The 23631-nt window shown below is 68.3% G+C and carries 17 protein-coding genes and 1 tRNA gene; 9 read left to right on the top strand and 9 right to left on the bottom strand.

The window, feature by feature from the left end; genetic code table 11:
* The first annotated feature begins 55 nt into the window (after nucleotides 1-55).
* The 3 genes from pyk to ITJ61_RS02315 all read left to right on the top strand — a co-directional run bounded on the left by pyk (nucleotide 56) and on the right by ITJ61_RS02315 (nucleotide 3853).
* Nucleotides 56-1513, top strand: coding sequence for a pyruvate kinase (gene pyk, locus ITJ61_RS02325; protein WP_104241251.1), 1458 nt, complete (start codon nucleotides 56-58; stop codon nucleotides 1511-1513).
* A gap of 133 nt (nucleotides 1514-1646) precedes the next feature.
* Nucleotides 1647-2681, top strand: coding sequence for an alpha/beta hydrolase (locus tag ITJ61_RS02320; RefSeq protein WP_258064742.1), 1035 nt, complete (start codon nucleotides 1647-1649; stop codon nucleotides 2679-2681).
* 68 nt (nucleotides 2682-2749) lie between these two features.
* Entirely contained in the window at nucleotides 2750-3853 is a 1104-nt protein-coding gene (locus tag ITJ61_RS02315) for an NADH:flavin oxidoreductase/NADH oxidase (protein ID WP_194685336.1), read from the top strand.
* Between the two features lie 35 nt (nucleotides 3854-3888).
* Here the strand turns inward: ITJ61_RS02315 and ITJ61_RS02310 are convergent, their stop codons facing one another.
* The gene (locus ITJ61_RS02310; RefSeq protein ID WP_104306627.1) at nucleotides 3889-4347 is read right to left on the bottom strand and encodes a MarR family winged helix-turn-helix transcriptional regulator; all 459 of its coding nucleotides are present in this window, start codon (nucleotides 4345-4347) and stop codon (nucleotides 3889-3891) included.
* A gap of 53 nt (nucleotides 4348-4400) precedes the next feature.
* Here ITJ61_RS02310 and ITJ61_RS02305 point away from each other — a divergent pair, with 53 nt between their 5' ends.
* A complete protein-coding gene (locus ITJ61_RS02305) occupies nucleotides 4401-4676 on the top strand; it encodes a hypothetical protein (RefSeq protein ID WP_194685335.1) in 276 nt (91 codons plus the stop codon).
* On the opposite strand, the gene ITJ61_RS02300 is transcribed toward ITJ61_RS02305, so the two are convergent.
* Nucleotides 4677-5315 (bottom strand): TetR/AcrR family transcriptional regulator, encoded by a 639-nt coding sequence (locus ITJ61_RS02300; protein WP_194685334.1) that lies wholly within the window; start codon nucleotides 5313-5315, stop codon nucleotides 4677-4679.
* Nucleotides 5316-5420: 105 nt separating this feature from the next.
* Complete coding sequence (locus ITJ61_RS02295) at nucleotides 5421-5987, bottom strand: TetR/AcrR family transcriptional regulator (protein WP_104299178.1); 567 nt, start codon at nucleotides 5985-5987, stop codon at nucleotides 5421-5423.
* 71 nt (nucleotides 5988-6058) lie between these two features.
* Here ITJ61_RS02295 and ITJ61_RS02290 point away from each other — a divergent pair, with 71 nt between their 5' ends.
* Nucleotides 6059-6634, top strand: a complete 576-nt coding sequence (locus tag ITJ61_RS02290) for a dihydrofolate reductase family protein (protein ID WP_194685333.1) — start codon at nucleotides 6059-6061, stop codon at nucleotides 6632-6634.
* 105 nt (nucleotides 6635-6739) lie between these two features.
* Here ITJ61_RS02290 and ITJ61_RS02285 read toward each other — a convergent pair whose 3' ends face one another.
* The 3 genes from ITJ61_RS02285 to ITJ61_RS02275 all read right to left on the bottom strand — a co-directional run bounded on the left by ITJ61_RS02285 (nucleotide 6740) and on the right by ITJ61_RS02275 (nucleotide 15153).
* On the bottom strand, nucleotides 6740-7684 hold the full coding sequence (locus ITJ61_RS02285; RefSeq protein ID WP_194685332.1) for a hypothetical protein: 945 nt from the start codon (nucleotides 7682-7684) through the stop codon (nucleotides 6740-6742).
* A gap of 138 nt (nucleotides 7685-7822) precedes the next feature.
* Nucleotides 7823-9559 (bottom strand): diflavin oxidoreductase, encoded by a 1737-nt coding sequence (locus tag ITJ61_RS02280; protein ID WP_194685331.1) that lies wholly within the window; start codon nucleotides 9557-9559, stop codon nucleotides 7823-7825.
* Nucleotides 9556-15153 (bottom strand): glutamate synthase-related protein, encoded by a 5598-nt coding sequence (locus ITJ61_RS02275; protein WP_323744290.1) that lies wholly within the window; start codon nucleotides 15151-15153, stop codon nucleotides 9556-9558. Before ITJ61_RS02275 ends, ITJ61_RS02280 begins: the two co-directional genes overlap by 4 nt.
* A gap of 274 nt (nucleotides 15154-15427) precedes the next feature.
* Here ITJ61_RS02275 and ITJ61_RS02270 point away from each other — a divergent pair, with 274 nt between their 5' ends.
* Entirely contained in the window at nucleotides 15428-15688 is a 261-nt protein-coding gene (locus ITJ61_RS02270; protein WP_104241242.1) for a hypothetical protein, read from the top strand.
* Between the two features lie 196 nt (nucleotides 15689-15884).
* Here the strand turns inward: ITJ61_RS02270 and ITJ61_RS02265 are convergent, their stop codons facing one another.
* Nucleotides 15885-17648 (bottom strand): LPXTG cell wall anchor domain-containing protein, encoded by a 1764-nt coding sequence (locus ITJ61_RS02265; protein ID WP_194685329.1) that lies wholly within the window; start codon nucleotides 17646-17648, stop codon nucleotides 15885-15887.
* A gap of 183 nt (nucleotides 17649-17831) precedes the next feature.
* Nucleotides 17832-17914: transfer RNA gene (locus ITJ61_RS02260), tRNA-Leu, on the bottom strand.
* Nucleotides 17915-17949: 35 nt separating this feature from the next.
* Here ITJ61_RS02260 and ITJ61_RS02255 point away from each other — a divergent pair.
* Entirely contained in the window at nucleotides 17950-18552 is a 603-nt protein-coding gene (locus tag ITJ61_RS02255) for an ANTAR domain-containing response regulator (RefSeq protein WP_104241240.1), read from the top strand.
* Nucleotides 18553-18620: 68 nt separating this feature from the next.
* Here the strand turns inward: ITJ61_RS02255 and ITJ61_RS02250 are convergent, their stop codons facing one another.
* The gene (locus tag ITJ61_RS02250) at nucleotides 18621-19067 is read right to left on the bottom strand and encodes a PaaI family thioesterase (protein ID WP_104241239.1); all 447 of its coding nucleotides are present in this window, start codon (nucleotides 19065-19067) and stop codon (nucleotides 18621-18623) included.
* A 104-nt stretch (nucleotides 19068-19171) separates the two neighbouring features.
* Between ITJ61_RS02250 and polA the strand changes: the two genes are divergently transcribed.
* Together polA and ITJ61_RS02240 are read left to right on the top strand one after the other, a co-directional pair.
* On the top strand, nucleotides 19172-21802 hold the full coding sequence (gene polA / locus ITJ61_RS02245; RefSeq protein ID WP_194685328.1) for a DNA polymerase I: 2631 nt from the start codon (nucleotides 19172-19174) through the stop codon (nucleotides 21800-21802).
* 94 nt (nucleotides 21803-21896) lie between these two features.
* Nucleotides 21897-23594 carry a DUF885 domain-containing protein gene (locus tag ITJ61_RS02240; protein WP_194685327.1) on the top strand — a complete coding sequence of 566 codons (1698 nt, stop codon included), beginning with the start codon at nucleotides 21897-21899 and terminating at the stop codon, nucleotides 23592-23594.
* Nucleotides 23595-23631 lie beyond the last annotated feature (37 nt).

Raw genomic sequence — 23631 nt, 5'->3', positions numbered from 1 at the left:
TCCGCCACCACGCGCCTCTCGGCGCACCACAGTTTCGACGAACCGGAGTTAATGCATGAGCCGTAGAGCGAAGATCGTCGCCACCCTCGGTCCAGCCGTCAACACCCCTGAAGGGATCCGCGCCCTCATCGGCGCCGGCGTCAACGTCACGCGCTTCAACCTCAGCCACGGCGACCACGCCGTGCACACCGAGAACTACACCCTCGTCCGGGATGCCGCCGAGGAGCTCGGCGTTCCCGTCGCGATCCTGGTCGACCTGCAGGGACCGAAGATCCGTCTCGAGAAGTTCGAGGACGGCCCCCACCACCTCGCGGTCGGGGACATCTTCAAGATCACCTCCCAGGACGTGCCCGGCACGAAGGACCTCGTCGGCACGACCTACAAGGGCCTGCCCACCGACGTGAAGCCGGGCGACCCGCTGCTCATCGATGACGGCAAGGTGCTCGTGCGCGTCGTGGAGACCGACGGCGTGACCGTCACGACCCGCGTCGAGGTGCCAGGCAAGGTCTCGAACAACAAGGGCATCAACCTGCCCGGCGTCGCCGTGAACGTGCCAGCCCTGTCCGAGAAGGACGAGGACGACCTGCGCTGGGGTCTGCGCATCGGCGCCGACATCATCGCCCTGTCGTTCGTGCGTTCGGCGGAGGACATCAACCGCGTCCACGCGATCATGGACGAGGAGGGCATCCGCCTTCCCGTGATCGCGAAGATCGAGAAGCCGCAGGCCGTCGAGAACCTCAACGAGATCGTCGACGCGTTCGACGGCATCATGGTCGCCCGCGGCGACCTCGGCGTGGAGCTTCCTCTCGAGCAGGTCCCGATCGTGCAGAAGAACGCGATCCAGCAGGCTCGCCGCTGGGCGAAGCCCGTGATCGTCGCGACGCAGATGCTCGAGACGATGATCGAGAACCCGCGCCCCACCCGCGCGGAGGCATCCGACTGCGCCAACGCCGTCCTCGACGGCGCCGACGCGCTCATGCTCTCCGGCGAGACCAGCGTCGGCGCGTTCCCGATCGAGGCGGTGCGCACCATGGCGCGCATCATCGAGTCGACCGAGACGCACGGCCTGGACCGCATCCCGCCGCTGGGCACGAAGCCCTTCACGCAGGGCGGCGCGATCACCCTCGCCGCGTCGGAAGTTGGCGAGTTCCTCAAGGCGAAGTACTACTGCGTGTTCACGGAGTCCGGTGACTCGGTGCGGCGCATGGCGCGCCTGCGCACCGAGATCCCCGTGCTCGGGTTCACCCCGTCGCCGCACATCGCGCGTCGCATGAACCTCTACTGGGGCGTCAAGGCCGCCATCGTGGAGCGCGTCACGCACACCGACGAGATGATCGGGCAGGTCGACAAGTACCTCATGGAGAACGGCCTCGCCCAGGCGGGCGACGTCGTCGTGGTCGTCGCCGGCATGCCGCCGGGCCGCGCTGGCACCACCAACGACCTCCGCGTGCACCGCGTTGGTGTCGATGACGACCGCGTCGTCCCCGCGTACGAGGGCAAGCACACCCGCTAGCCGCACGCTGCCGCCGAGAGGCCGGTCAGGACCCACACGGTCCTGACCGGCCTCTTGTCGTCGGTGAGAGCCCGCCGCGGCCCCAGGTTGGGTATCGTTTCACCATGTCGATCGTCAAGACGCGGAGCGAGTCGTGAGTCCGGTGCAGGGGTCCACCGCGCTGGACGTCAGAGATGCGCTTGTCGCCGCCACGGAATGGCGACCGGATATCCTCGGTTCCGGCTTCTCGGCCCTCGACCTGCCGCTCAAGCCCGACCATGAGGGCCAGGTCGTCGCGACGCTCGTTCGCGGGCCGCGGGCGGACCGCTTCGCGCGGGGCCCAGCACGTGGAGCTGACATCCTCTACGTGCACGGCTGGTCCGACTACTTCTTCCAGAAGCACCACGCGCACTACTGGGCGAGCGAGGGCGCACGCTTCTTCGCGCTCGACCTGCGCAAGTACGGGCGCAGCCTCCGCGACTACCAGACACCCGGGTTCGTCACCGACCTCGCGACCTACGACGAGGAGCTGGAACGCGCCCTCGAGGTCATGGGGCATGGGCCGGGTGGGCACCGCCGAGGCAGGCATCCGCTCATCCTGATCGGCCACTCCACGGGTGGCCTCACGCTGAGCCTCTGGGCGGACCGGAACCCAGGTCGCGTGGATGCGCTCATCCTGAACAGCCCGTGGCTCGAGCTGCAGACCAGAGCAGCGGTGCGTACGGCGCTGACCCCGCTCATGACGCTCGCGGCCCAGCTCCGCCCCACGGATACGTTCAACAACATCGACTTCGGCTTCTACACGCGGGCGGTGAAGAAGGAGCTAGGTGGCGAGTGGGAGTTCGACGACCGCTGGCGGCCGACGCCGAGCTTCACCGTGCGAGCTGGCTGGCTCCACGCGATCCTCGCCGGCCACGCGGCAGTCGCCGTGGGGCTCGACATCCGGGCACCCGTCCTGACGCTCCTGTCATCGCGGAGCACGCTGTCGCCGATCTGGCATGAGTCGATGCGCACCTCCGATTCTGTGCTGCGCGTCGACGACATCGCGCGGCGTTCACTCAATCTCGGTGACACGGTCACGGTTCGTCGCCTGGACGGCGCGCTGCACGACGTGCTGCTCTCCGCCCCGCCGGTGCGGGCTGAGGCGTTCGCGGCCATGACTCGGTGGCTCAAGGCGTACCTCCACTGATCCGCAGCGGGAACAACAGCGGCCGAATCGCTGTTGGACCGCGTGTGCCCCAACGTCGAAAGGTCAGCATGAGCCGTCTTCTGTCACCCGTCACCCTGCCGAGCATGGAAGGTGGCGGCCTGCCGTTGCGCAACGCCACGTTCCTCGCACCGATGTGCCAGTACTCGGTGACGCGCCGGGACGGTCTTCCTACTTCCTGGCAGCTCGTGCACCTGGGTGCGCGGGCGAGCGGCGGGTTCGGGCTCGTCTGGACGGAGGCGACAGCGATCGTCCCCGAGGGCCGCATCTCGCCAGAGGACACGGGAATCTGGAGCGACGAGCACACGGAGGCGTGGCGACCCATCGTCGACTTCCTGCATGAGCAAGGCGCTGCTGCCGGTATCCAGCTCGGCCACGCAGGTGGCAAGGCATCCGCCTCCCCGGCCCTGCCGGAGACGGCACGAGGCACCGTTCCTGCGGACGAGGGCGGTTGGAATGCGCAGGCCCCGTCGAGCACCGATGTCTTCGGGCTCGCGGTGCCTGCCGAACTCACCGTCACGCAGATCTCGGACCTCGTCATCGACTGGGGCAGGGCGGCCCGCCGCGCCGACGAGGCGGGCTTCGACGCGCTGCAGATCCACGCGGCTCACGGCTACCTGCTGCACGAGTTCCTCTCGCCGCTCTCGAACGAGCGGAGCGATGAGTACGGCGGCTCGTTCGAGAACCGCACTCGCTTCGTCCTCGAGGTCGTCGCCGAGGTGCGGCGCAACTGGCCGGCGGAGAAGCCTCTGGCGATCCGCTTCTCCGGCGAAGACTGGGTGGAGGGCGGCTGGACCATCGCCGAGACCGTCGACCTCGCGAAGCTCGTGCACCAGCTGGGCGTCACCGTGTTCGACCTCTCCAGCGGTGGCATCGGCGCTTTCAACGGCCCGGTCGGCCCCGGCTACCAGGTGTCGCTCGCCCGGGCGGTCCGCGAGGCGCTCCCCGCGGAGACCGCATTTGTGACGGCGGTCGGCCAGATCACCGAAGCGCGCCACGCCGAGGCGATCCTGGTGGGAGGCGATGCCGACGGGATCACGATCGGCCGAGCCGCGCTCGCCAACCCGAACTGGCCGGTGCACGCCGCGGTGCAGCTGGGAGACGGGCAAGTCGGCCTCGTCGCACCCCAGTACTGGCGCGCGACCATGGGCTAGCGCCCCGGTAGCTCCCCGGTAGCTGGCCTGTCGAGCTAGCTGCGGGGCCCGCGCGCCCCCTCGGCCCTGGCAGTGGTCGAGTCGTCGAGGAGCCGGGTGAGCGTGTCTTTGAGCGCCTCGAGTTCCGGGAGGGTCCATCCGAGCTCCGCGACGACCTTGACCGGCACCTCCTCGGCCTTGGCCCGCAGCTCAAGGCCCGGGGGAGTGAGTCGAATCTCGACGGCTCTCTCGTCGTCTGGTCGCCGGCTGCGGGTGACCAGGCCAGAGGTCTCGAGTCGTTTCACGAGCGGGCTGAGCGTGGCGGGTTCAAGATGCAGGGCCCTCGCGAGCTGACCGAGTGTCTGTCCGTCGTTCTCCCAGAGCCCGAGCATCACCAGGTACTGCGGATGCGTGAGGCCGAGCGGCTCGAGGATGGGTCGGTAGAGCGAGATGACGCTTCGGCTGGCCGCGGCCAGGGCGAAGCAGAGCTGCTTGTCGAGCGCGAGGAGATCCACGGGACCAGACTAGTCGCGCACACAGACCACGAATAGTTAGTACACTAACGATCATGGCCAGCGACAGACTCCCGAACCCCTACAAGGGTCAGCCCGGATGGTGGAATCGGCTCAACCAGCTGCTGTTCCCGTTCATGGGGCCAGCACAGGTGGGCACCGGGGGAGTCGCGCGAACGGATCCCGTCCGAGCACCCGCGTCCTGCCGGGACTGCGGACACCCGTACTCCGAGCACGAGATCAGGCGAGGCATCGGCGCCAATCAGCCGAGCAGCATCCTCTGCCCGAGTGACGAGCGACGAGAGCCTGGCTCGACGCGGACCTCCGCCTAGTCACTCGGGGCAGGCGCAGATCGCGCCGAACGCTCCGCGGACGTCAGCGGAGAGTGCTTCGGGGTCGGAGGTGCCACCCGCGGCCGCCGTGAAGAGCAGCCCGACGAACGCGAAGTACAGCACCCCCGCTCGCGCGGCGGCGTCTTCCTCGGCGGTGCATCCGCGCTCGGTCATCACGGTGCGGAACCTCTCGGTGAGGCCGGTCGCCAGATCCGAGAAGAGTCCCGCTTCACGCCCGCCCGAGATGAGGATGGACGCGTAGGCGCGCGCAAGCTCGTCGTGGCGCGTGAACAGCGCGACGAGCGGTGCCGTGAGACCTACGAGCCTGTCCGGGCAATTGCCCCCAGCGTCCGTCCCGGCGATATCGGCGAACGCGGGGCGCTGAGTTCCTGCGGGGCGAGCCTGATCGAGGACAGCAGACCGCTCGGCAACTTCCGCCTCGACGAGGAGGTCGAAGACCCGCACCAGCAGCGCGCTCTTGTCGCCCACGGACATGACCGTGCCGACGCTCACGCCCGCCGCCTGCGCGATTCCGCGGATGCTCGTACCAGCGAACCCCTCCTCGACGAAAAGGTGCGCCGCGGCGTCGACCACGCGGGAGTGCGTGAGCCGCTTGACCTCTGCGCGTGAGTTCGACATGTCCGAAAGGCTACCTCGAACAAGTTCAGTGAACGCGTTCACACACGCCGACGCACCGGCTGGAGAGAATACTGCTGACGCGACATGGCGACTCTGGGGACGGGACTACCGGAGAATGCGGTCGACGAACTCGTCTATGGCGGCATCGACGGACAATCCAGTATCGATCGGTGCGGTGAGGTGGTCGAGCATCAATCCGTCGATGGCGTAGTGGAACAGGGCGATCTCCGTCTGCCCTCCTGGCAGGCCAGAGTCTTCGTTGAACGCGACATCATCCCGGAAGGCTCCCTGCCGCCACGCTCCGAGCGCCTTGGCGACGGCAGGACGCCGTCCGGCTTCTAGCCGCAGCTCGAAGAGGGCGAGCGACACATGTGGGTCAATACCGAGGCGCCTGACGACGTCACGCAGGTAGTCGGCGAAGAGCTCCCGGTCGGGTGGCCGAGCGCTACGCGAGGAAACAGCCTCGGGATCGGGTGTCAGCCTCTCTCCGATGCGGTCGACGAGCGCGGAGATGAGATCGTCCCGGGTCGGGAAGTAGTTCGAGGCTGTACCGCGGGGCGTGCCTGCGGCGGCGTCCACGGCGCGGTGGGTGAGACCACGGGCGCCTTCTTCGGCCAGCACGCGAATCCCGGCGTCGGCAAGTGCTGTGCGTCGTTCTTCGTTGCGGGCCATGCCGCCCATGGTAGCTAGACCACAACTCCTGTTGTACTTTAACTACGACACTTGTCGTGATTGGAGATGCTGTGAGGAACCTCGTCTACTACGTCGCCGTCAGCATCGACGGATACATTGCTGACCCAACCGGCGGGTTCGATGCGTTCCTCGTCGATGGCGACCACGCATCTGTGGTGTTCGGTGAGTATGCGGACGCGCTGCCCGCGCACGTGCAGGCCGCACTGGGAATCGAACCGCCCAAGACGCGATTCGACACGGTGATCATGGGGTGGAACACGCTGGCCCCCGCGCTCGATATCGGAATCGACAGTCCCTACCCCCATCTGCGTCAGATCGTTGCGAGCCGCCGGGCACACGACCTCGACCCGGAGATCACCGTCACTCACGATCCGCTCGCCACGATCCGCGGCCTGAAACGGGAAGACGGTTTGGACGTCTGGCTCTGCGGTGGTGGGGAGCTCGCCGGCGCACTCCTCCCGGAGATCGACCGCCTCGTCTTGAAGCGCAGTCCCGTCATCTTCGGCTCCGGCCTCCCCATCTTCGGGAGTGTCCCCTACGAGCCGCGTGCGTTCACCTTGACCGGAACCCGCTCCTTCGAGTCGGGTGTCGTGGTCGAGGAATACGTCTCCAGCGGCAGAGCGTGAGCATCGTGATCGCGCGGACGTCGCCCCCACCGCTGTGTCAACGACGTCCTGGTGTCAGACCCCCAGCGCGACCGGGCCAAGTCTCCCGAGTCCCTGTCGACGACCTCACGCAGCGGGCAACGACTCCAGCATGTGCTCCCAGGCACGATGCACATCGGCCGAGACCAGCCCGAGCTGCGTCACCACAGCGACGCAACGAGCGCGCTCATCGTAGAGCTCAAGCGTCGACGTGCGACCCAGCGGCCCACAGGCCGCCACGAGCAGACACGAGCGCATCGCTCCGAGATCGAGCTCGATGACGCCGTCCCCGAGCGAGACGACCAGGAGCGCGCCGACACGTTCCACGAGGTGCACCAACCCCGCGCCCAGCTGCAGCACAGCACTCGACGGAACACCCACGCAGACCGGCAACCCGACCGAGCTCAGGTGCTCGAACACCGCGGGGAGCAGCGAGGGATCCACGGCGCGGCTGTTGCCGACGCCACCGACACCCCAGCCAGAGCGAGCAGCGTTCCCGCGCACCAGCGCGGCGTGTCGATCGGACCCGCCCGCATCGAGGATCGCATCCAGCTGCGCGAGCTGATCGCCGTCGCGCCAGTCCGCCGCGGCCTCCCCAGCCAGCTGCAGGATGCGCAGCTGCGCCTCGCTCGGCGGCCGAGAACGTCCGAGGCGCGCGAGCAGCCGGGCGTCCTGGGCAGAGTGGACAAGCACCCGGTGCACGAGGCGCCCGTCGATGGAATAGACGTACAGACTGGGGAGCGCCCCCTGCACGCCCTCCTCGTGGGCGATCACCGCGACGCCGAGCGACGCCGGACGAACCCGCAACGTGATCCAGGCGGACGGCGCGCGCAGCGCCCGACCACAAGCCGTCGGCAGGTCGTAGCTGCCGATCTGGTGGATCGTGCACGCGCCATTGCTGGTGGTCGCCGTCGCCGTGCCGAACCCGACAAGACCGTAGGCGAGGGCCTCTGGCGACTGCGTCACCTTGCGGAGCATGGTGTGCGGCGACGACAGCAGCCGATCGAGCGTCCCAGCGTTGAGCGCGCTCACCTGCCGGGAGTGGGCCGCGCCGACTGCGCCATCCCGCCCGAGACCTTGGAGCCCACCGCCGCGACGCCGCGCGCACGGGCAGTCCCCGTTCGCCCCGCAGACCTCATCCCTGCCCGCGGTGTCCTCCGGCAGCATGGCTCAGTACACGTCCCTCACGTAGCGCTTCTGGCGCTTCAACGCGGCAACGTACTCTGCCGCGCCTTCAGCCGTCACTCCTCGCTCCTGCGCGACCACCGCGTGGAGGGCGTCGTCGACGTCTCTCGCCATGCGCGATGCGTCACCGCAGACGTAGAAGTGCCCACCCTCCTCGAGCCAGGCGTAGAGCTCGGCGCTGTGCTCGAGCATCCGCGTCTGCACATAGATTTTCTCCGCCTGGTCGCGCGAGAACGCCAGGTCGAGGCGGTCGAGGACCCCGCGCTCGGTGAGCCCCGCGAGTTCCTCCTCGTAGATGAAGTCGCTGTCGCGGTGCTGGTCGCCGAAGAGCAGCCAGTTGCGTCCGGATGCGCCGCGCGCCTCACGCTCGTGCAGGAAGCCGCGGAACGGGGCGATCCCCGTGCCTGGGCCGACCATGATCATGGGGGCGTCGTCATCCTCAGGCACGCGGAACGCCGCGTTCGGCTGCAGGAACAGGTGCACGGGGTCGAGGTCGCCGACACGGTCCGCGAGGAACGTTGAGCACACGCCGCCGTACCGGCGGGCCTCGGTTCCGTACCGCACCGAGGCCACGGTGAGGTGGATGCGGTCCGGGCTGGCGAGCGGGCTCGACGAGATCGAGTAGGCGCGGTGCTGCATGGGCCGCAGCAGCGACGCGAACTCATCTGCGGTGAAGCTCACTCCCTGCGCAGCCCGGAGCACGTCGAGCGTGTCCCGGCCCCACAGCCAGCTGTCCAGCTGAGCCTTGTCGCCGCGCTGCACGAGCTCCGCGACGGCTCCGCTCGGCTCCCGAGCGGAGAGCTCCGCGAGCAGGTCCTTCGAGGGGGCCGTGATGTCGAGCTCTCGCTCGAACGCCGTGCGCAGCGTCGAGCCGCTCTCGAGCGCTTCGTCACCGGAGAAGCCGAGGTGCCCGAGCAGCTCGTCGACGAGACCGGGCTCGTTGACCGGCACGACCGCGAGGGCGTCGCCCGCCGCGTACGTGATGCCGCTGTCGCCGAGATCGAACTCGTAGTGGCGGATCTCCTTCGAGCTTCGTGGCCCGGAGAGGACGCGGTTGACGGCGAGGCGCGACGGGTACGGCGTCTTCTTGTTCCACGGCGAGCGCACTCGGGCCGGCGCGGCGGCAACGGCTGGCGCTGGAGCGGCGGTGTTCGGCTGGAGGGCCGCGAAGTGCTCGACCACCTCCGCGATCCACTCGGCGGCCGCATCCTCGTAGTCGACGTCGCAGTCCACGCGCGGCACGACACGCGTCGCCCCGAGCTGCTCGAGGCGCGTGTCGATGAGCTTCCCGGCCTGGCAGTAGTCGTCGTAGCTGCTGTCTCCGAGCGCGAGGACCGCGAACTTCGCCGACTCGAGGCGCGGAGCACCGTCAGCGGACAGCTCCTCCCAGAAGAGCTCGGCGTTGTCCGGCATCTCACCCTCGCCGTAGGTGGACGTGACGACGACGATGTTGCGTTCGCCGTTCAACGCCTCGGGGGAGACCGAGTCGAGCGGGGCGAGCGTCGCCGCGAGGCCTGCAGCTCGGGCCGCAGCCGCGAGGTCCTCAGCCACGAACTCGCAGTTCCCGGTCTGCGTGCCGATGAGGATCTCGAGCGTCAGCGTCGCGGCCCGCACCTCCTTGTCGGCGGTGGGGATCGCGGCGAGTCCCGCCATGAACCCGGAGAGCCATGCCTGCTGCTCCCGGGTGAAGGGGGCGTCGACGGGGATGAACGGCGCGCTCATGCGAGGCCACCCGCCGTCGGAGCGAGGCCAGCGGCCGCGGCCGAAGGCTGCTGGCGCTTCTCGGTGACGACGAGCTCGCGGGCGATGTCGACCATCGCCGCGGTCGCGAGGATCTCGTCCGTGCCCACCGACTGGAGGAGCCGGCGGTTCTTCACGTTCTGGTGCATGATCCACCCCGTCGTTCCTGGCGCGTCGATGCTGCGCACGTTGCGCAGGCGGAGGGCGTCCTTGTAGTCCTCGAGGCGCTTCGCGGCGATGAGGGCCGCGAGCTCCGCGTCCTCGAACCGGTCGAGTTCACCGCGCAGGTACTTGTTCACGCGCTGCATGACGAAGAAGTCCTCGGTGAGGATGAGCTTCCGGACCGCGTCGACCACCCTGGGGTCGTCGGGCCCGCTGGCGTCTGGCACTCGGGTGAGCGCGATGTCCTGCGAGATGTTGAGCACCGCGTAGGAGGCGAGCAGGGCGAACCTGTCGTCACGGTCCGACTCCGAGCCGCCGGGAGTGCGGCCGCCGATCACCGGGTGACCGCCGCGGTAGGCCTCCTTGAAGAGGCGGATGCGCTGGGTTGCGATGGAGGTGGAGAGCTCGTCCAGCAGCTCCTTGCGTCCCTTCGCGGCGAGGATCTTGTCGGCGTCCTGGTAGAGCAGGAGCGCCCGCGGCATACCGCAGAAGAACCTGCTGCGCTCGGACTCCCAGTCGCGGAGGATCTGCGCCGCGAGGGGTGAACCGGTCGCGTCGAGGTGCCACTGCAGGAGGAGCTTGACCGCGGCCTCGTGGAAGTCGCCGTGGCTGGTGTCGGTGATGGGGAACACGAGCAGGGAGTCGGCGCTCACGTTCTCGCGCGTCGAGCCGTCGGCGTCGTACTGGTAGACGAACCCGCCGCTCATGCCGTTGCCGAGGCCCTTGCCCGCGCTGCCGAGATTGAGGACGGCCCCGTTGGTCATGTACTCGCAGCCGAAGTCGCCGATGCCCTCGACGACCGCTGTTGCGCCGGAGTTGCGCACCGCGAAGCGGTCGCCCGCCTCGCCCTGCACGAACGTGCGTCCGCCCGTCGCACCGAAGAGCGCGAAGTTGCCGATGAGCACGTTCTCGCCGGGCTCCGAGCCGCCGCCGCCGGGGGAGAGCACGACGATGGTTCCGCCGCCCTGGCTCTTGCCGACGCCGTCGTTCGCGGTTCCCGTGTGCACGAGGCGCATGCCGTCGTTGCTGAAGGCGCCGTAGGACTGTCCGGCGGATCCCTGCGTCGTGACGATGATGCTGCCGTCCACGAGCGAGCGCCTGCCTCGCTCGTCCTCGACGACTGCGGGGAGCCCTGCGACCGTCTCTGCATCGAGCTCGTAGTTGAGCATCCGCTCGATGTCGATCGACAGCTGACCGCCGACCGACTTGAAGCGGTTGCCCATCTCGACGCCTTCGATGAGGATCGACGGCTCTGCTCGGTCGACGAGGGCGGCCCGGATCTGCTCGACGAGGGAGTCGTCGATGCTGAAGTCCTTCTCGAGGTAGATGGGGTTGGCGACGATCTTCTCGGGAACCTTCGCGAGCATGTCGCGAACGTCGAGGTCGCCGACGCTCGCGGGGTGCGCGAGGAGCTGCAGCAGGTCGCCGCGCCCTCGTGCCTCCCCGAGCGAGCGCAGCCCCAGCGAGGCGAGGATCTCCCGCACCTCGTGCGAGATGTTGAGGAGGTACTGGGCGAGGGCGCGCGGGTCGCCGTCGAACACCTCGGGGTTGGTCGTGAGTCCTGCGGGGCACTTGATGTTGCAGTTCTTCGCCATGACGCAGCCGAGCATCATGAGCGCTGTCGTGCCGAATTCGAAGCTGTCCCCGCCGAGGAGCGCGGAGGTCACGACGTCGCTTGCCATCTGGTGGGCACCGGAGCAGCGCAGGACGACCTTCTGCCTGAGTCCGTTCGCGAGGAGCGCCTGGTGGACTTCAGCGACGCCGATCTCCGCCGAGCGTCCCGCGTACTTGAGGCTCGTGACGGCGGCCGCCCCCGTGCCTCCCGTGTTGCCGGCGACGTTGATCACGTCGGCGCCCGCCTTGGCGACGCCGACGGCGATCGTGCCGATGCCCTCCGACGAGACGAGCTTCACGACGACCCGCACCCGGGCGGCCTTGCAGTCGTGGATGAGCTGCGCGAGGTCCTCGATGGAGTAGGTGTCGTGGTGCGGCGGCGGCGAGACGAGCTCGACGCCTGGGGTCCCGCCTCGGGCCGCAGCGATGTCGACCGTGACCTTCGGCGCCGGCAGCTGGCCGCCTTCACCGGGCTTCGCGCCCTGGCCGATCTTGATCTCGAGCTCCTGCAGCATCGGGTCGGCGAGGTAGCCGGCCCAGATGCCGAAGCGGCCGGACGCGAACTGCTTGATGCGCGAGCCCCGGATCGTGTTGTAGCGGGTGATGTGCTCGCCGCCCTCGCCGCAGTTCGACATGCCGCCGACCATGTTCGTGCCGTGCGCGACGGACTCGTGGGCGGTCGCGACGAGCGCCCCGTGGCTCATGGCGCCGGATGCGAGGGTGCGGGCGATCTCGTGCGCGGGCTGCACCTCGTCGAGCGAGATGCTGTCCGGGGCCGTCCTGAGCAGGCTCAGGATGCTCGGTGCGCCCGGGGTGACGCGCACCTCGAGCTTCGAATCCGTCGCGGTCGTCTCGGTGATGGCGTCGCCGTCGAGGGCCGTGAGGACCTGCGCGAGCGCGTCGTATCGCGTCGATTCGCCGTCGAGGGGCCCGGTGAGCTTCAGCTCGTAGGTGGAGTTCTCCGTGTGCTCGATCTCGAGGCCGCGCACGCGGACGTCGCTGTTGCCCTCGAGCGAGAAGCGGCTGAGCTCCCGCGCGAACTCGGAGGGCGTCGAGGCGAGGCGGACGTCTGCTGGCAGCGAGAGCACGTCGCGGAGCGCCGAGGGGCGCCGCGTGCGCTCCTGGATGGTGTTCGTGACGAAGTCCCGGTAGCCGGGGGTGATCTCGAACGCGTCGATCTGCGCCGGCGTGAGCGCGCCGTATCCGCTGTAGGTGTACGCCTTGTCGTCGAGTCCGAACGCGTCGCCGAGCTGGCCGAGGGTGAGGAGTCGCAGCGAGTCGTGCCCTGGGTGCGGCTCTTCGCTCGCGGCGGGCGCTTCCGGCGCCTTCGTGGTCTCGAGGATGCGCGGCTCCTCGGTCATGTCGATGAACCCGCGCACCGCGGTGGTGCCGAACGAGTGGCCGGCTCCTTCCTGGCGCTCCTTGAAGAGGCCGAGGAGGGGGATCTGCTTCTCGTCGGCGACCGCGACGGCCCGCTCGTGCCACTCGGCGACCGCGAGGGCGATGCGCTCGAAGCGCACGCCGCCGACCGGGGCGGCGAGGTGGGGGAAGTAGTCGGCGAGGACCGGGTCCTTCGTGTCGAGGTAGTTGGGCTCGAAGAACTCGCCGCCGATGTAGCTCTCGACGGTGCACAGGCCGACACGGCCCATGGTCTTCATGAGCGACTTCTCGGCGGCCTTCGCGAAGCGGGCCACGGCGAGGTCCGTGTCCGTGATCGTGTCGATCGAGGCGGCGCCGCTCGGGTAGCGCTCCTCGGCGCGCAGGCGCACGCAGAGCGGGTAGACCGCGGCGGCGCCGAAGCCGAGCGCGGCGGCGATGTGGTGCGAGGAGGGCAGCTGGCCGCTCTCCGCGATGATCGACACCCGCAGGCGCAGGCCCTCGCGGATGAGCCGCTGGTTGACGGCCGCGATGACCAGGATGAGGGGGATCGCGGCCAGCTCGCGCGACACGTTGCGGTCGGTGAGCACGGCGATGCCGCCCTGGGCGCGCGCGAACGAGGTCACGGCGTCGCACACGCGCTCGACGGCGTCGCGCAGCGAGGCGGCGTTGGCGGGGGCGTCGCCCTGCACGGGCGTGTAGAGGATCTCGAAGCGCTCGAGCGGCGCAAGGCGCTGCTCGCGGAGCGCGACCATGTTGAGGTGGCTGAGGATGGGCGAGGGCACGACGATCTGCCGCGTCTGGTTGCCGCCGTCGGGCTTGGCGCCGAGTGCGACGCGCAGCGTCATGCCGTCGGCCTCCCGGATGCTGTCGAGCGGCGGGTTCGTGACCTGCGCGAAGCGCTGCGAGAAGTACTTCGCGAGCCCGCCTTCCTGGTCGGAGAGCGCGTTGATGGCGTTGCCGTAGCCCATGGCGGAGATGCGCTCGGTGCCGTTGGCGAGCATCGGGTCCATCATGAACTTGAAGCTCTCCTGGTTCAGCGAGTACGCGACGTACCTGCCGGCGGGGGAGAGGTCCCCGTCGTAGCCGAGCGTGTTGCTTCCCCGGTCGATCTCGGGCAGCTCGATGTCCTCGATGTTGACGCGCGCGGCTTCGAGGTCCGCGCTGTAGTCGCGCCGGAGGGCGAGCTGCTCGAGCGCCTCCCACGTGCGGAAGCTGCGCCCCTGCGTGTGGTCGAAGTAGAGCATCCCGCCCGCTTCGATGCGACCGCGGCGCACGATGCTTCCCGGTGCGAACTGGATCTGCCCGGCCTCTGAGCTCACGACGAGGTAGTCGTCGGTCTCGACGGTGCGCAACGGGCGCAGCCCGAGGCGGTCGAGGCGCGCGCCGATGATGTCGCCGTTGCTGAAGACGAGTGCTGCCGGTCCGTCGTTCTTCTCCTCGTAGAGGGAGAAGAACTCGAGCATGTCCCGGACCTCCGGGGTGAGCGTGCGGTCGTTCTCCCACGCCGGCGGCATGGTCGAGACGACGGCCTCGACGAGCTCGAGCCCGTCGTCGAAGACGCGGCTCTGCAGGGTCTGGTCGAAGCGGCTGCTGTCCGACTGCCCAGGTGGATGCACGATGACGCGTCCCCGCGCGGTCGCGAGCGCGTTCTCGGAGAGGCGGTTCTTGCGGTCGGTGTTGAGCTCTCCGTTGTGCGCGAGCATGCGGAACGGCTGCGCCATGCTCGGGTGCGGCTCCGTGTTGGTCGAGAAGCGCGTGTGGAAGAAAAGCGTGCGAACCGACTGGCGCTCGTCGAGCAGGTCGGTGAAGTAGGGGATGACCTCGTTCGAGTTGAGGCGGCCCTTGAGCGTCTGCGTGCGGGCGCTCAGCGACAGCGGGTAGAGGCCCTGAAGCGGGGCGTTCGAGTAGGCGATGCCCTCGATGTCGAGGAGCGCGGCGTTGGCCGCGGCGTCCATCTCGGCGCGGCTCCAGCCCTCGGCCGCGACGAAGATCCACTGGACGATGGGCAGCTGGTAGTGCGACGCCGCAGGGCGTGCGACGGTGGCGTCGACGGGCACGTCGCGGACGAGGATCGGCTCGATGCCGTGCGCGCGCAGCGTACTGGAGATGAGCTCGTGCGCCACGTCGAGCTGCTCGACGTCGCTCGGCATGAAGAAGTTGCCCACGCCGAAGAGGCCCGACTCGAGCTCGCGCCCGACGAGCGAGCTGAAGAACTCGACCGACAGGTCGACGTTGATGCCTGCGCCGTCGCCGACACCTTCGGCGGACATGCCTCCGCGGTGGGGGATCGCGCAGAGCGCCTCGTTTCCGAGCCGGATCACATCATGGTGCTGCACGCCGTCCTTGCGCGTGATGAAGCCGACGCCGCAGTCGCTCTTCTCGAGCTCGGGACGGTACAGACCAACGGTTTTTTGCGACACGAAGATGCCTCCAAGGGACAGCAGCGAGGGGAAAGGCGACGCGAACACTGCAACATTGGAGGTTTCGTCTGCGGGAGTCGTCACTTGGTGCGGTGCGGGGTTCCCAGCGGCATAGCGGTATACGTACGGTAAGGGTTGCCTAAAGCTGGCGCAAGGCCACGCGCCGATGATCGATCGACGGATTTCGCGGTCACGGCACTCGGACAGGTGGTTCCGACTGCCCACGTCCGCCCCTGCATGCGCGTCCTCGTTCTCCGGCTGAGATGATGGAGGCATGAGCGACGTCAAGACATACATGCGAACTGCCTCCGCGGAGGCCGACGCCGGCGAGGACACCCTCGCGGAGGTCACCGACAGGCTCGTGCAGCGCCTCGTGGAGGCCGCTGCCGCCGACGGCATCACGATCCCGGAGGGCGAAGTCGAGGTCGACGTGCTCGTCGACGACACGCTGAACCTGTGGGACGCGACCGCGACCTGGTCCGGATCCGGTGCAAGCGCCGCGGATGCTGAGGCGACGGTCACCGACATCGGCTAGCGCCGAACACGACACACGCGCGAAGCCCCGGTTCGGCCAGTGAATCACTGGCCGAACCGGGGCTTCCCTCTGTGCACGGACTGCGGACTTCGGACTCCCGTCGAAGGACGGTTGCCGGCTCGTCTCGGCGACGCGCCGTCACCGAGACTCGATCACCGGCCGGATACGGCCCGAGAATCGAGCCCGGACGACGCGATCACTCGCCGTGGCTGCGCCTCCGCATGAGGAGCAGCATGGCTCCCAGCCCGAGGAGTGCCGTCGCGCCGAGAAGACCCGGCCCGAGGGTGTCGGAACCCGTCGACGCCAGCTTTCCCTGATCTCCGGCCTCGGGCGCAGTACCGTCTTCGACGGTGACCACGGTGGGGGTTCCGACCGGCGTCTGCGGCGGCGCGTCTGTCGCGCCTGGAGAGGACATCGGCGGTGTGGCTGAGGGCGCCGGCGATGTCGTGGACGTTGGAGTCGGTGTTGGGGCCTGCGTGGAAGGTGCGACGGACTGCGTGGGGACAGGCAGCCCAGTTGAAGGATCGGTGGGTCCGGCCGTGGACGAGGCTGTCGGCGCAGGTGTTGATGTGCCGGTCTCCGTCGGTGACGGGCTCGCCGTCGGAGAAGGCGCCGTGCTCTCCGTTGGTGAGGGCGTTGCAGTCGCAGTCGGTGACGGGGTCGCAGTCACGGTCGGTGACGGGGTCGCGGTCACGGTCGGTGACGGGGTCCGAGGCGGGATGGGTGCGTTTTCTGCGAGCACGATCATCCTTGGCAGCCCGGCAATAACGGGGTTGTCTGGCGTGAGTGTCGTGACGTTGCCGAACTCGTCCGTGAGTTCAGCGCCAACCACCTGGTACTCACCCCCGTGCCATTTCGGCACTTCGTCCTCCCAGGGGGTCACGGTCAACCAAGCACCGGCGACACCCCGGACGATCTCGCCCAATCGGTCGCCTGCTGAGCCACGCATCTTGTAGACCGTGCCTCGATCGTCTTCCAAGAGGAACGTGATGTCGTCGAGATCGCTCTCGTCGCGGATGGTCCAGTTAATATCGGGCTCGTCCCCCATCCGGACGGTCGACTGCTCGAATCCAGCCGAAAGCAGTTCCGGAGCAGTCACATCTGGCCCGCCCGCATCAACGACTGTGAACGTCGCCGCAGCGGCGAGCGCTTCACTGTCAGCCGCGGTGAGGAGTGGGCTTCGATTCCCATGCTCGTCCTCGACGACGAGGCTGTCGACGCGGTAGTCCCCGAGCGCCCAGGTGAAGTTGTTCACGGTCACCTGCAGAGATCCGGAGACGAGATCTCCGTCTCGAGCCGCGGCAAGCCGGTCGAATCCCTGAGCCTGGTAGGTGCGCCCGTCTGGGCCGACGATCGTGAGCGAGAGCGCAGTGACACGGCTGGCCTCGCGCGCAGTCCAGTTGAACCAGATGACATCGCTTTGGCGGACCTCGTCAGGCGCATCCACCTCGAGGGCGACGAGCTCCGGGTACTCCTGGTCCCCGTCCGTACCGACGTCGATCTGGAGCCTCGGCAGCGCTTGGATGATGGGGCTGTCCTCGAACGCGCCTCCGTAGACGTCCTGTTCGTCGAAGAACCCGAGATCAGTTACCCGCCATTCCCCAGGCGCCCAGTTCGAGCCGCCCGTTGTGAAGGATGTCGTGCCAGATACAACGTCCCCGTCGCGTCCAGTGACGACGGTGTCGTATTGACCCAGAACCTTGTCAGTCTCCGGTGAGAACACCGACCCGGTCGCCAGGGAAACGGCGCTATACGCAACGCCCCGTGTGCTGAGCACGCTCCACTCGATGCGGACCTCGTCGCCGCCTCCGACGGTCGTAGGCGTGACGAGCTCGGCTGACAGCAGTTCAGGCCCGACATCGAATTGGTTGTAGGCGTTCGCCGGGAGCGCTGGCGTCAGGACTACAGAGAACAGCAGCGCGGCGAGGCAGGCGCAGAGGAGGGCAGAGAGCTTCTTCATTTGTCTCCGTCGACAGAGGGCGGGGGTCCGCAAAGACTAGTGCGAATGTGCAAACGCACGGGGCCGCGCTCTCCGCTGAATCTCGCTCACATCTCTGCGACTGTGGGCCGAGGGCGCATCGAGGGAACGACGAAGGCCCCTACTCGCCAGTGAATCACTGGGAAGTGGGGGCCTTCAGAACCGTGCCGGCTGTGGGATTCGAACCCACACGCCCTCTCGGACAGAGCATTTTGAGTGCACCGCGTCTGCCATTCCGCCAAGCCGGCGCTTCACCTCGGACACAGTATCGTAAGCTCACTACGTGACTGAACAGGAAACCTCTCAAGCCCCGCGACGTGTTGTCGTCGCCGAAGACGAGTCGCTCATCCGGCTCGACATCGTGGAGATCCTTCGCGACAACGGCTTCGACGTTGTCGGAGAGGCCGGCGACGGTGAGACCGCGGTCGCCCTCGCGAAGGAGCTTCGCCCCGACCTCGTCATCATGGACGTCAAGATGCCGCAGCTCGACGGCATCTCTGCCGCCGAGCAGCTGTCGAAGGACAGCATCGCCCCGGTTGTGCTCCTCACCGCGTTCAGCCAGAAGGAACTGGTCGAGCGCGCGACGGAGGCGGGCGCCCTCGCGTACGTCGTGAAGCCGTTCACGCAGAACGATCTGCTCCCGGCCATCGAGATCGCGCTGGCTCGCCACGCGCAGCTCATCGCGCTCGAAGCCGAGATCTCCGACCTCAACGAGCGCTTCGAGACGCGCAAGCAGGTCGACCGCGCCAAGGGCCTCCTCACGCAGAAGATGGGCCTCAGCGAGCCAGAGGCGTTCCGCTGGATCCAGAAGGCATCCATGGACCGTCGCCTCACGATGCAGGAGGTCGCGCAGGCGGTCATCCAGCAGCTCTCGGCCAAGAAATAGCCGAGCCCCGATCAGCAGAAGCCCTCACCGCGTTGACGCGGTGAGGGCTTCTTCGCATTCGCCTGATGCTACTTGGCGGTGCGGATGAGGTTCGTGATGCGGACCGTCGAGCAGCGCTTGCCCGCCTCGTCGGTGATGACGATCTCGTGCACCGTCATCGACCCGCCGAGATGCACCGCCGTGCACTCGCCCGTGACCCAGCCGCTCACGGCGGAGCCCGTGTGGGTCGCGTTGATGTCGATGCCGACCGCGAACCTTCCCGGGCCGGCGTGCACGTTCGCGGCCATGGACCCGAGCGACTCGCCCAGCACGCAGTAGGCGCCACCGTGCAGGAGGCCGATCGGCTGCGTGTTCCCCTCGACCGGCATGACGGCCACGGCACGCTCGGGGCTCAGCTCGACGCAGAGGATGCCCATGCGCTCGGCGAGCGCCCCGAAGCCTCGGCCGTAGGTCACCTCGTGCTGGTCGGGGATGCTGAGCCCGTTGACCGTCGTCGGCGTTTCCAGGTGCGTCATCAGGCTTCCTCCTCGAAGAACGCCCCACAACACGCGCGCATCGGCGCAGTGTCTGGGGCGGCAAGTAGGCTGACCGTGTGTCAGCGCAAAATCAGCCTACCCTCATGGTCATCGACGGCCACTCGCTTGCCTTCAGGGCGTTCTTCGCCCTGCCGGTCGACAGCTTCGTGAACGCCGAGGGGCAGCACACGAATGCCATCCACGGCTTCGTCTCGATGCTCCTCAACCTGCTGCAGAACGAGAATCCGAGCCACATCGCCGTGGCGTTCGACATCTCCCGCAGCTCGTTCCGCACCCGCGAGTACCCGGAGTACAAGGCGGGTCGGGAAGCGACTCCCGTCGAGTTCAAGGGTCAGGTCCCGCTGCTCCGCGACGCACTGCACGCCATGGGCATCACGACGATCGTGAAGGAGGACTTCGAGGCCGACGACATCCTCGCGACCCTCGCCAGGCAGGGGCGCGAGCAGGGTTTCAAGGTCCTCGTCGTCTCTGGCGACCGCGACTCGATCCAGCTCGTCACCGACGACGTCACGCTGCTCTACCCGTCCACGCAGGGCGTGACCAAGCTCACGCGCTACGACCCGGCCAAGGTCGAGGAGCGCTACAGCGTCCGCCCGGAGCAGTATCCAGACGTGGCGGCCCTCGTCGGCGAGAAGAGCGACAACCTGCCCGGCGTGCCGAAGGTCGGCGAGAAGACCGCGGCCAAGTGGCTCGCCCAGTACGGCTCCCTTCAGGGCATCCTCGACCACGCGGACGAGATCGGCGGCAAGGTCGGCGAGTCCTTCCGCGAGCACCGGGAGAACGCGGTGCGCAACCGCAAGCTCAACCGCCTCGTCGACGACGTCGAGCTGCCCGTCGCACCCGAGCAGCTGTCCCGCGGGGCGATCGACGCGGATGCGGTTCGCGAGATCTTCACGAAGCTCCAGTTCCGCACGCTCCAAGACCGCGTCCTGAAGCTCGCCGACGAAGCTGGCGACGACATCACGCCAGCGGAGGCCGTCGCGGCGCCCGTGCGCCCCGAGCTCCTCGATGAGGAACTCGAGCAGTGGCTCGCGAAGGCGGTCGAGGCGACTCCGGAGGGTCTCGGCCTCACGGTCTCCCACGGCGCAGACGGCACCGTCGTCGCGGTCGGCATCTCCACCGCCGCCGAGGCGACCGAGCTGCACTGGATTCCGGAGCGCGTCGACTATGCCCCCTTCGAGGCGTGGCTCGCAAGCGACGCCCCCAAGCTGATGTTCGACGCCAAGCCGCAGCTGAAGGCGCTCACCATCGCGGGGCTCGACGTCGGCGGCCAGGTCAAGGACGGTCAGCTCGCCGCCTGGCTCTACCGCCCGCAGAACGCGCCGAAGCGTCTCGCCGAGCTCGTGCAGATGCGTCTCGACGAGCAGCTGCCCGAGTCCGACCCGAACCAGCTCCAGCTCGAGGACGAGTCCTCGCTGGTCGCCAGCGACGCCTGGTACACGCAGCGCGCGACGACCGCGGCGCTCGAGATGCTCGAACCGGGCACCCTCGACGTGTTCACGAGCATCGAGACGCCCCTGCTCGCGACTCTCTCCAGCATGGAGCTGCAGGGCGTCGCCATCGACCGGGAGTTCCTCCAGGGCCTCGCCGACGACCTGTCCGAGCGCATCCGCACGTACGAGCAGGAGGCGTTCGACGCCATCGGCGGCACCGAGATCAACCTCGGATCGCCCAAGCAGCTGCAGGTCGTGCTGTTCGAGACCCTCGAGATGCCGAAGACCCGCAAGACGAAGACCGGCTTCTCCACCGACGCAGAGTCGCTCGCCGATCTCGAGCGGAACAGTCCGCACCCCTTCCTCGGCGCGCTCCGCAAGCACCGCGACTCGGTCAAGCTGCGGCAGATCATGGAGTCGCTGCTCAAGGCGGTCGACGACAGCTCGCGCATCCACACGAGCTACCACCAGATCGGCTCGGCGACCGGCCGTCTCTCGTCGAACGACCCCAACCTGCAGAACATCCCGATCCGGTCCGACGAGGGACGCCGCATCCGTCGCGCGTTCGTGCACGGGCCCGAGTTCGAGTCGCTCCTCACCGCCGACTACTCGCAGATCGAGATGCGCATCATGGCGCACCTCTCCGGCGACGCCGCGCTCATCGAGGCGTTCAACGCGGGGGAGGACCTCCACCGCTTCGTCGGCTCTCGCGTGTTCGGCGTGGAGCCGACCGACGTCACGCCGGCCATGCGCTCCAAGGTGAAGGCGATGTCGTACGGCCTCGCCTACGGACTGTCGGCGTTCGGCCTCTCGAAGCAGCTCCAGATCGAGGTCGCCGAGGCCAAGAAGCTGATGATCGACTACTTCGAGCGCTTCGGCAAGGTGCGCGATTACCTCCGCAACGTCGTCGTGCAGGCGAAGGAGGACGGCTACACCGAGACGATCTTCGGCCGCAGGCGCCCGTTCCCCGACCTGCACTCGACGAACCGCATCGCCCGCGAGAACGCCGAGCGTCAGGCGCTCAACTCGCCCATCCAGGGGTCGGCCGCAGACATCATCAAGCGGGCGATGAACTCCATCGAGGAGCGCATCGGCGCCGAGAAGCTCTCATCGCGGATGCTCCTCCAGGTGCACGACGAGCTCGTGTTCGAGGTTGCCGCTGGTGAGGGGGAGACGTTGGAGGCGATCGTGCGCGAGGAGATGGCCGGCGCAGCCGACCTCACCGTGCCGCTCGAGGTGCAGATCGGCCGGGGACCGAACTGGGACGACGCCGGCCACTAGCCGCCACCGTCCGCCCCATCCGCGGCTCCCTGTAGCAGGCACACGGGGCTCGCCTCTCGGTGATTCTTCCGAGGGGCGAGCTTAGGCTTGGGGGATGACGACTTCCGCTCAGCACCACCAGAACACCAGTCAGACACGACCGCAGACCGACATCGACCGGCTCGCGGAGGCCTGGGTCGCCACAGAGATCGAGCTCTCTCCCGAGCGTCGCGTGGAACTCGGCGCAGACGGCGACAAGGCCGAGTACAGCGACTACTCCTCGGCCGCGGCGCCCCGCAAGCGCGCCGCGATCGTCGATGTGCTCAGCAAGCTCGACACGCTGACCGAAGCCGACGAGGTCGACCGGGTCACCGCGCTCGAGCTCCGCCGTAGCCTTGGCCTCGAGATCGAGATGATCGATGCCAGACTCCACCTGCGCGAGCTCTCGAACATCGCGTCTCCGGCACAGGACATCCGCATGGTGTTCGACCTCATGCCGCGCGAGACCGTGAGCGACTTCGAGGACATCGCGCGGCGCTTCGAGAACCTCCCCGCCGCGATCGAGGGCTACACAGAGCGTCTCAGCGCGGGCATCGACGCCGGCGTCGTGCCAGCGAAGCGCCAGGTCCGCGAAGTTGCGATGCAGACAGGCGAGTACGCGGCCAGCGGCAACTTCTTCGAGCAGCTCGCGGCATCGAGCCCGGCGACCGGCGAGGTCTCGGACGAGCTCCGCCAGCAGCTTCGTCACGGTGCGCAGCTCGCTTCCGCGGCGTACGGCACGTTCACGACGTTCCTCCACGAGGAGCTCCTCCCCGCTGCGAGCAACACGGACGCCGTCGGACGCGAGCACTACGCGCTCGCCTCGCGAGGCTTCCTCGGCGCGGCAGTCGACCTCGACGAGACCTACGAGTGGGGTCTCGCCGAGCTGGCGCGCATGAAGGCCGAGCAGGAGGCCATCGCCAACGAGATCCTCCCTGGTGCGACGGTCGCAGAAGCCATCGCCCACCTCGAGCTCGACCCCGCCCGCAAGCTGCACGGCACGCCCGCCCTGCAGGCGTGGATGCAGGAGACGAGCGACCGCGCGGTCGCCGAGCTGGCCGAGAGCCACTTCGACATCCCCGAGCCGATGCGTCGACTCGAGTGCATGATCGCCCCGACCGAAGAGGGCGGCATCTACTACACGGGCCCATCCGAGGACTTCACGCGTCCGGGACGCATGTGGTGGTCGGTCACCCCCGGCGTGACGGAGTTCGACACGTGGCGCGAGCTCACGACGGTCTACCACGAGGGCGTCCCGGGTCACCACCTGCAGATCGCCCGTGCGACCCTCAACCGCGACCAGCTCAACACCTGGCGTCGCAACAACTGGACCTCCGGGCACGGCGAGGGCTGGGCGCTCTACGCCGAGCGCCTCATGGAGCAGCTCGGGTACCTCGACGAGCCGGCAGACCGCCTCGGCATGCTCGACGGGCAGCGGATGCGCGCGGCTCGTGTCGTCCTCGACATCGGAGTGCACCTCGGCAAGACGGTGCCGGAGGGCGACAAGGTCTGGGACTACGAGTACGCGCTCGATTTCATGCGTCAGCACGTGAACATGCCTGACGGCTTCGTGAAGTTCGAGGTGAACCGCTACTTCGGCTGGCCGGGCCAGGCGCCGTCCTACAAGATCGGGCAGCGGATCTGGGAGGAGCTCCGTGCAGATGCCGAGGCTCGTGCCGGTGACGACTTCGACCTCAAGGCGTGGCATTCGCGTGCCCTCGACCTCGGTGGACTCGGCCTCGACACGCTCCGCGAGGTGCTGAGCACCGACTGATCGGAGCTCCCGTCGGCCGGCCGCTGCTTGCCACGGG

Source organism: Pseudoclavibacter sp. VKM Ac-2888, assembly GCF_015351285.1.
GTDB lineage: Bacteria > Actinomycetota > Actinomycetes > Actinomycetales > Microbacteriaceae > Pseudoclavibacter.
The sequence above is the reverse complement of the archived record's forward strand: the minus strand, read 5'-3'. Positions and strand labels throughout refer to the sequence as shown.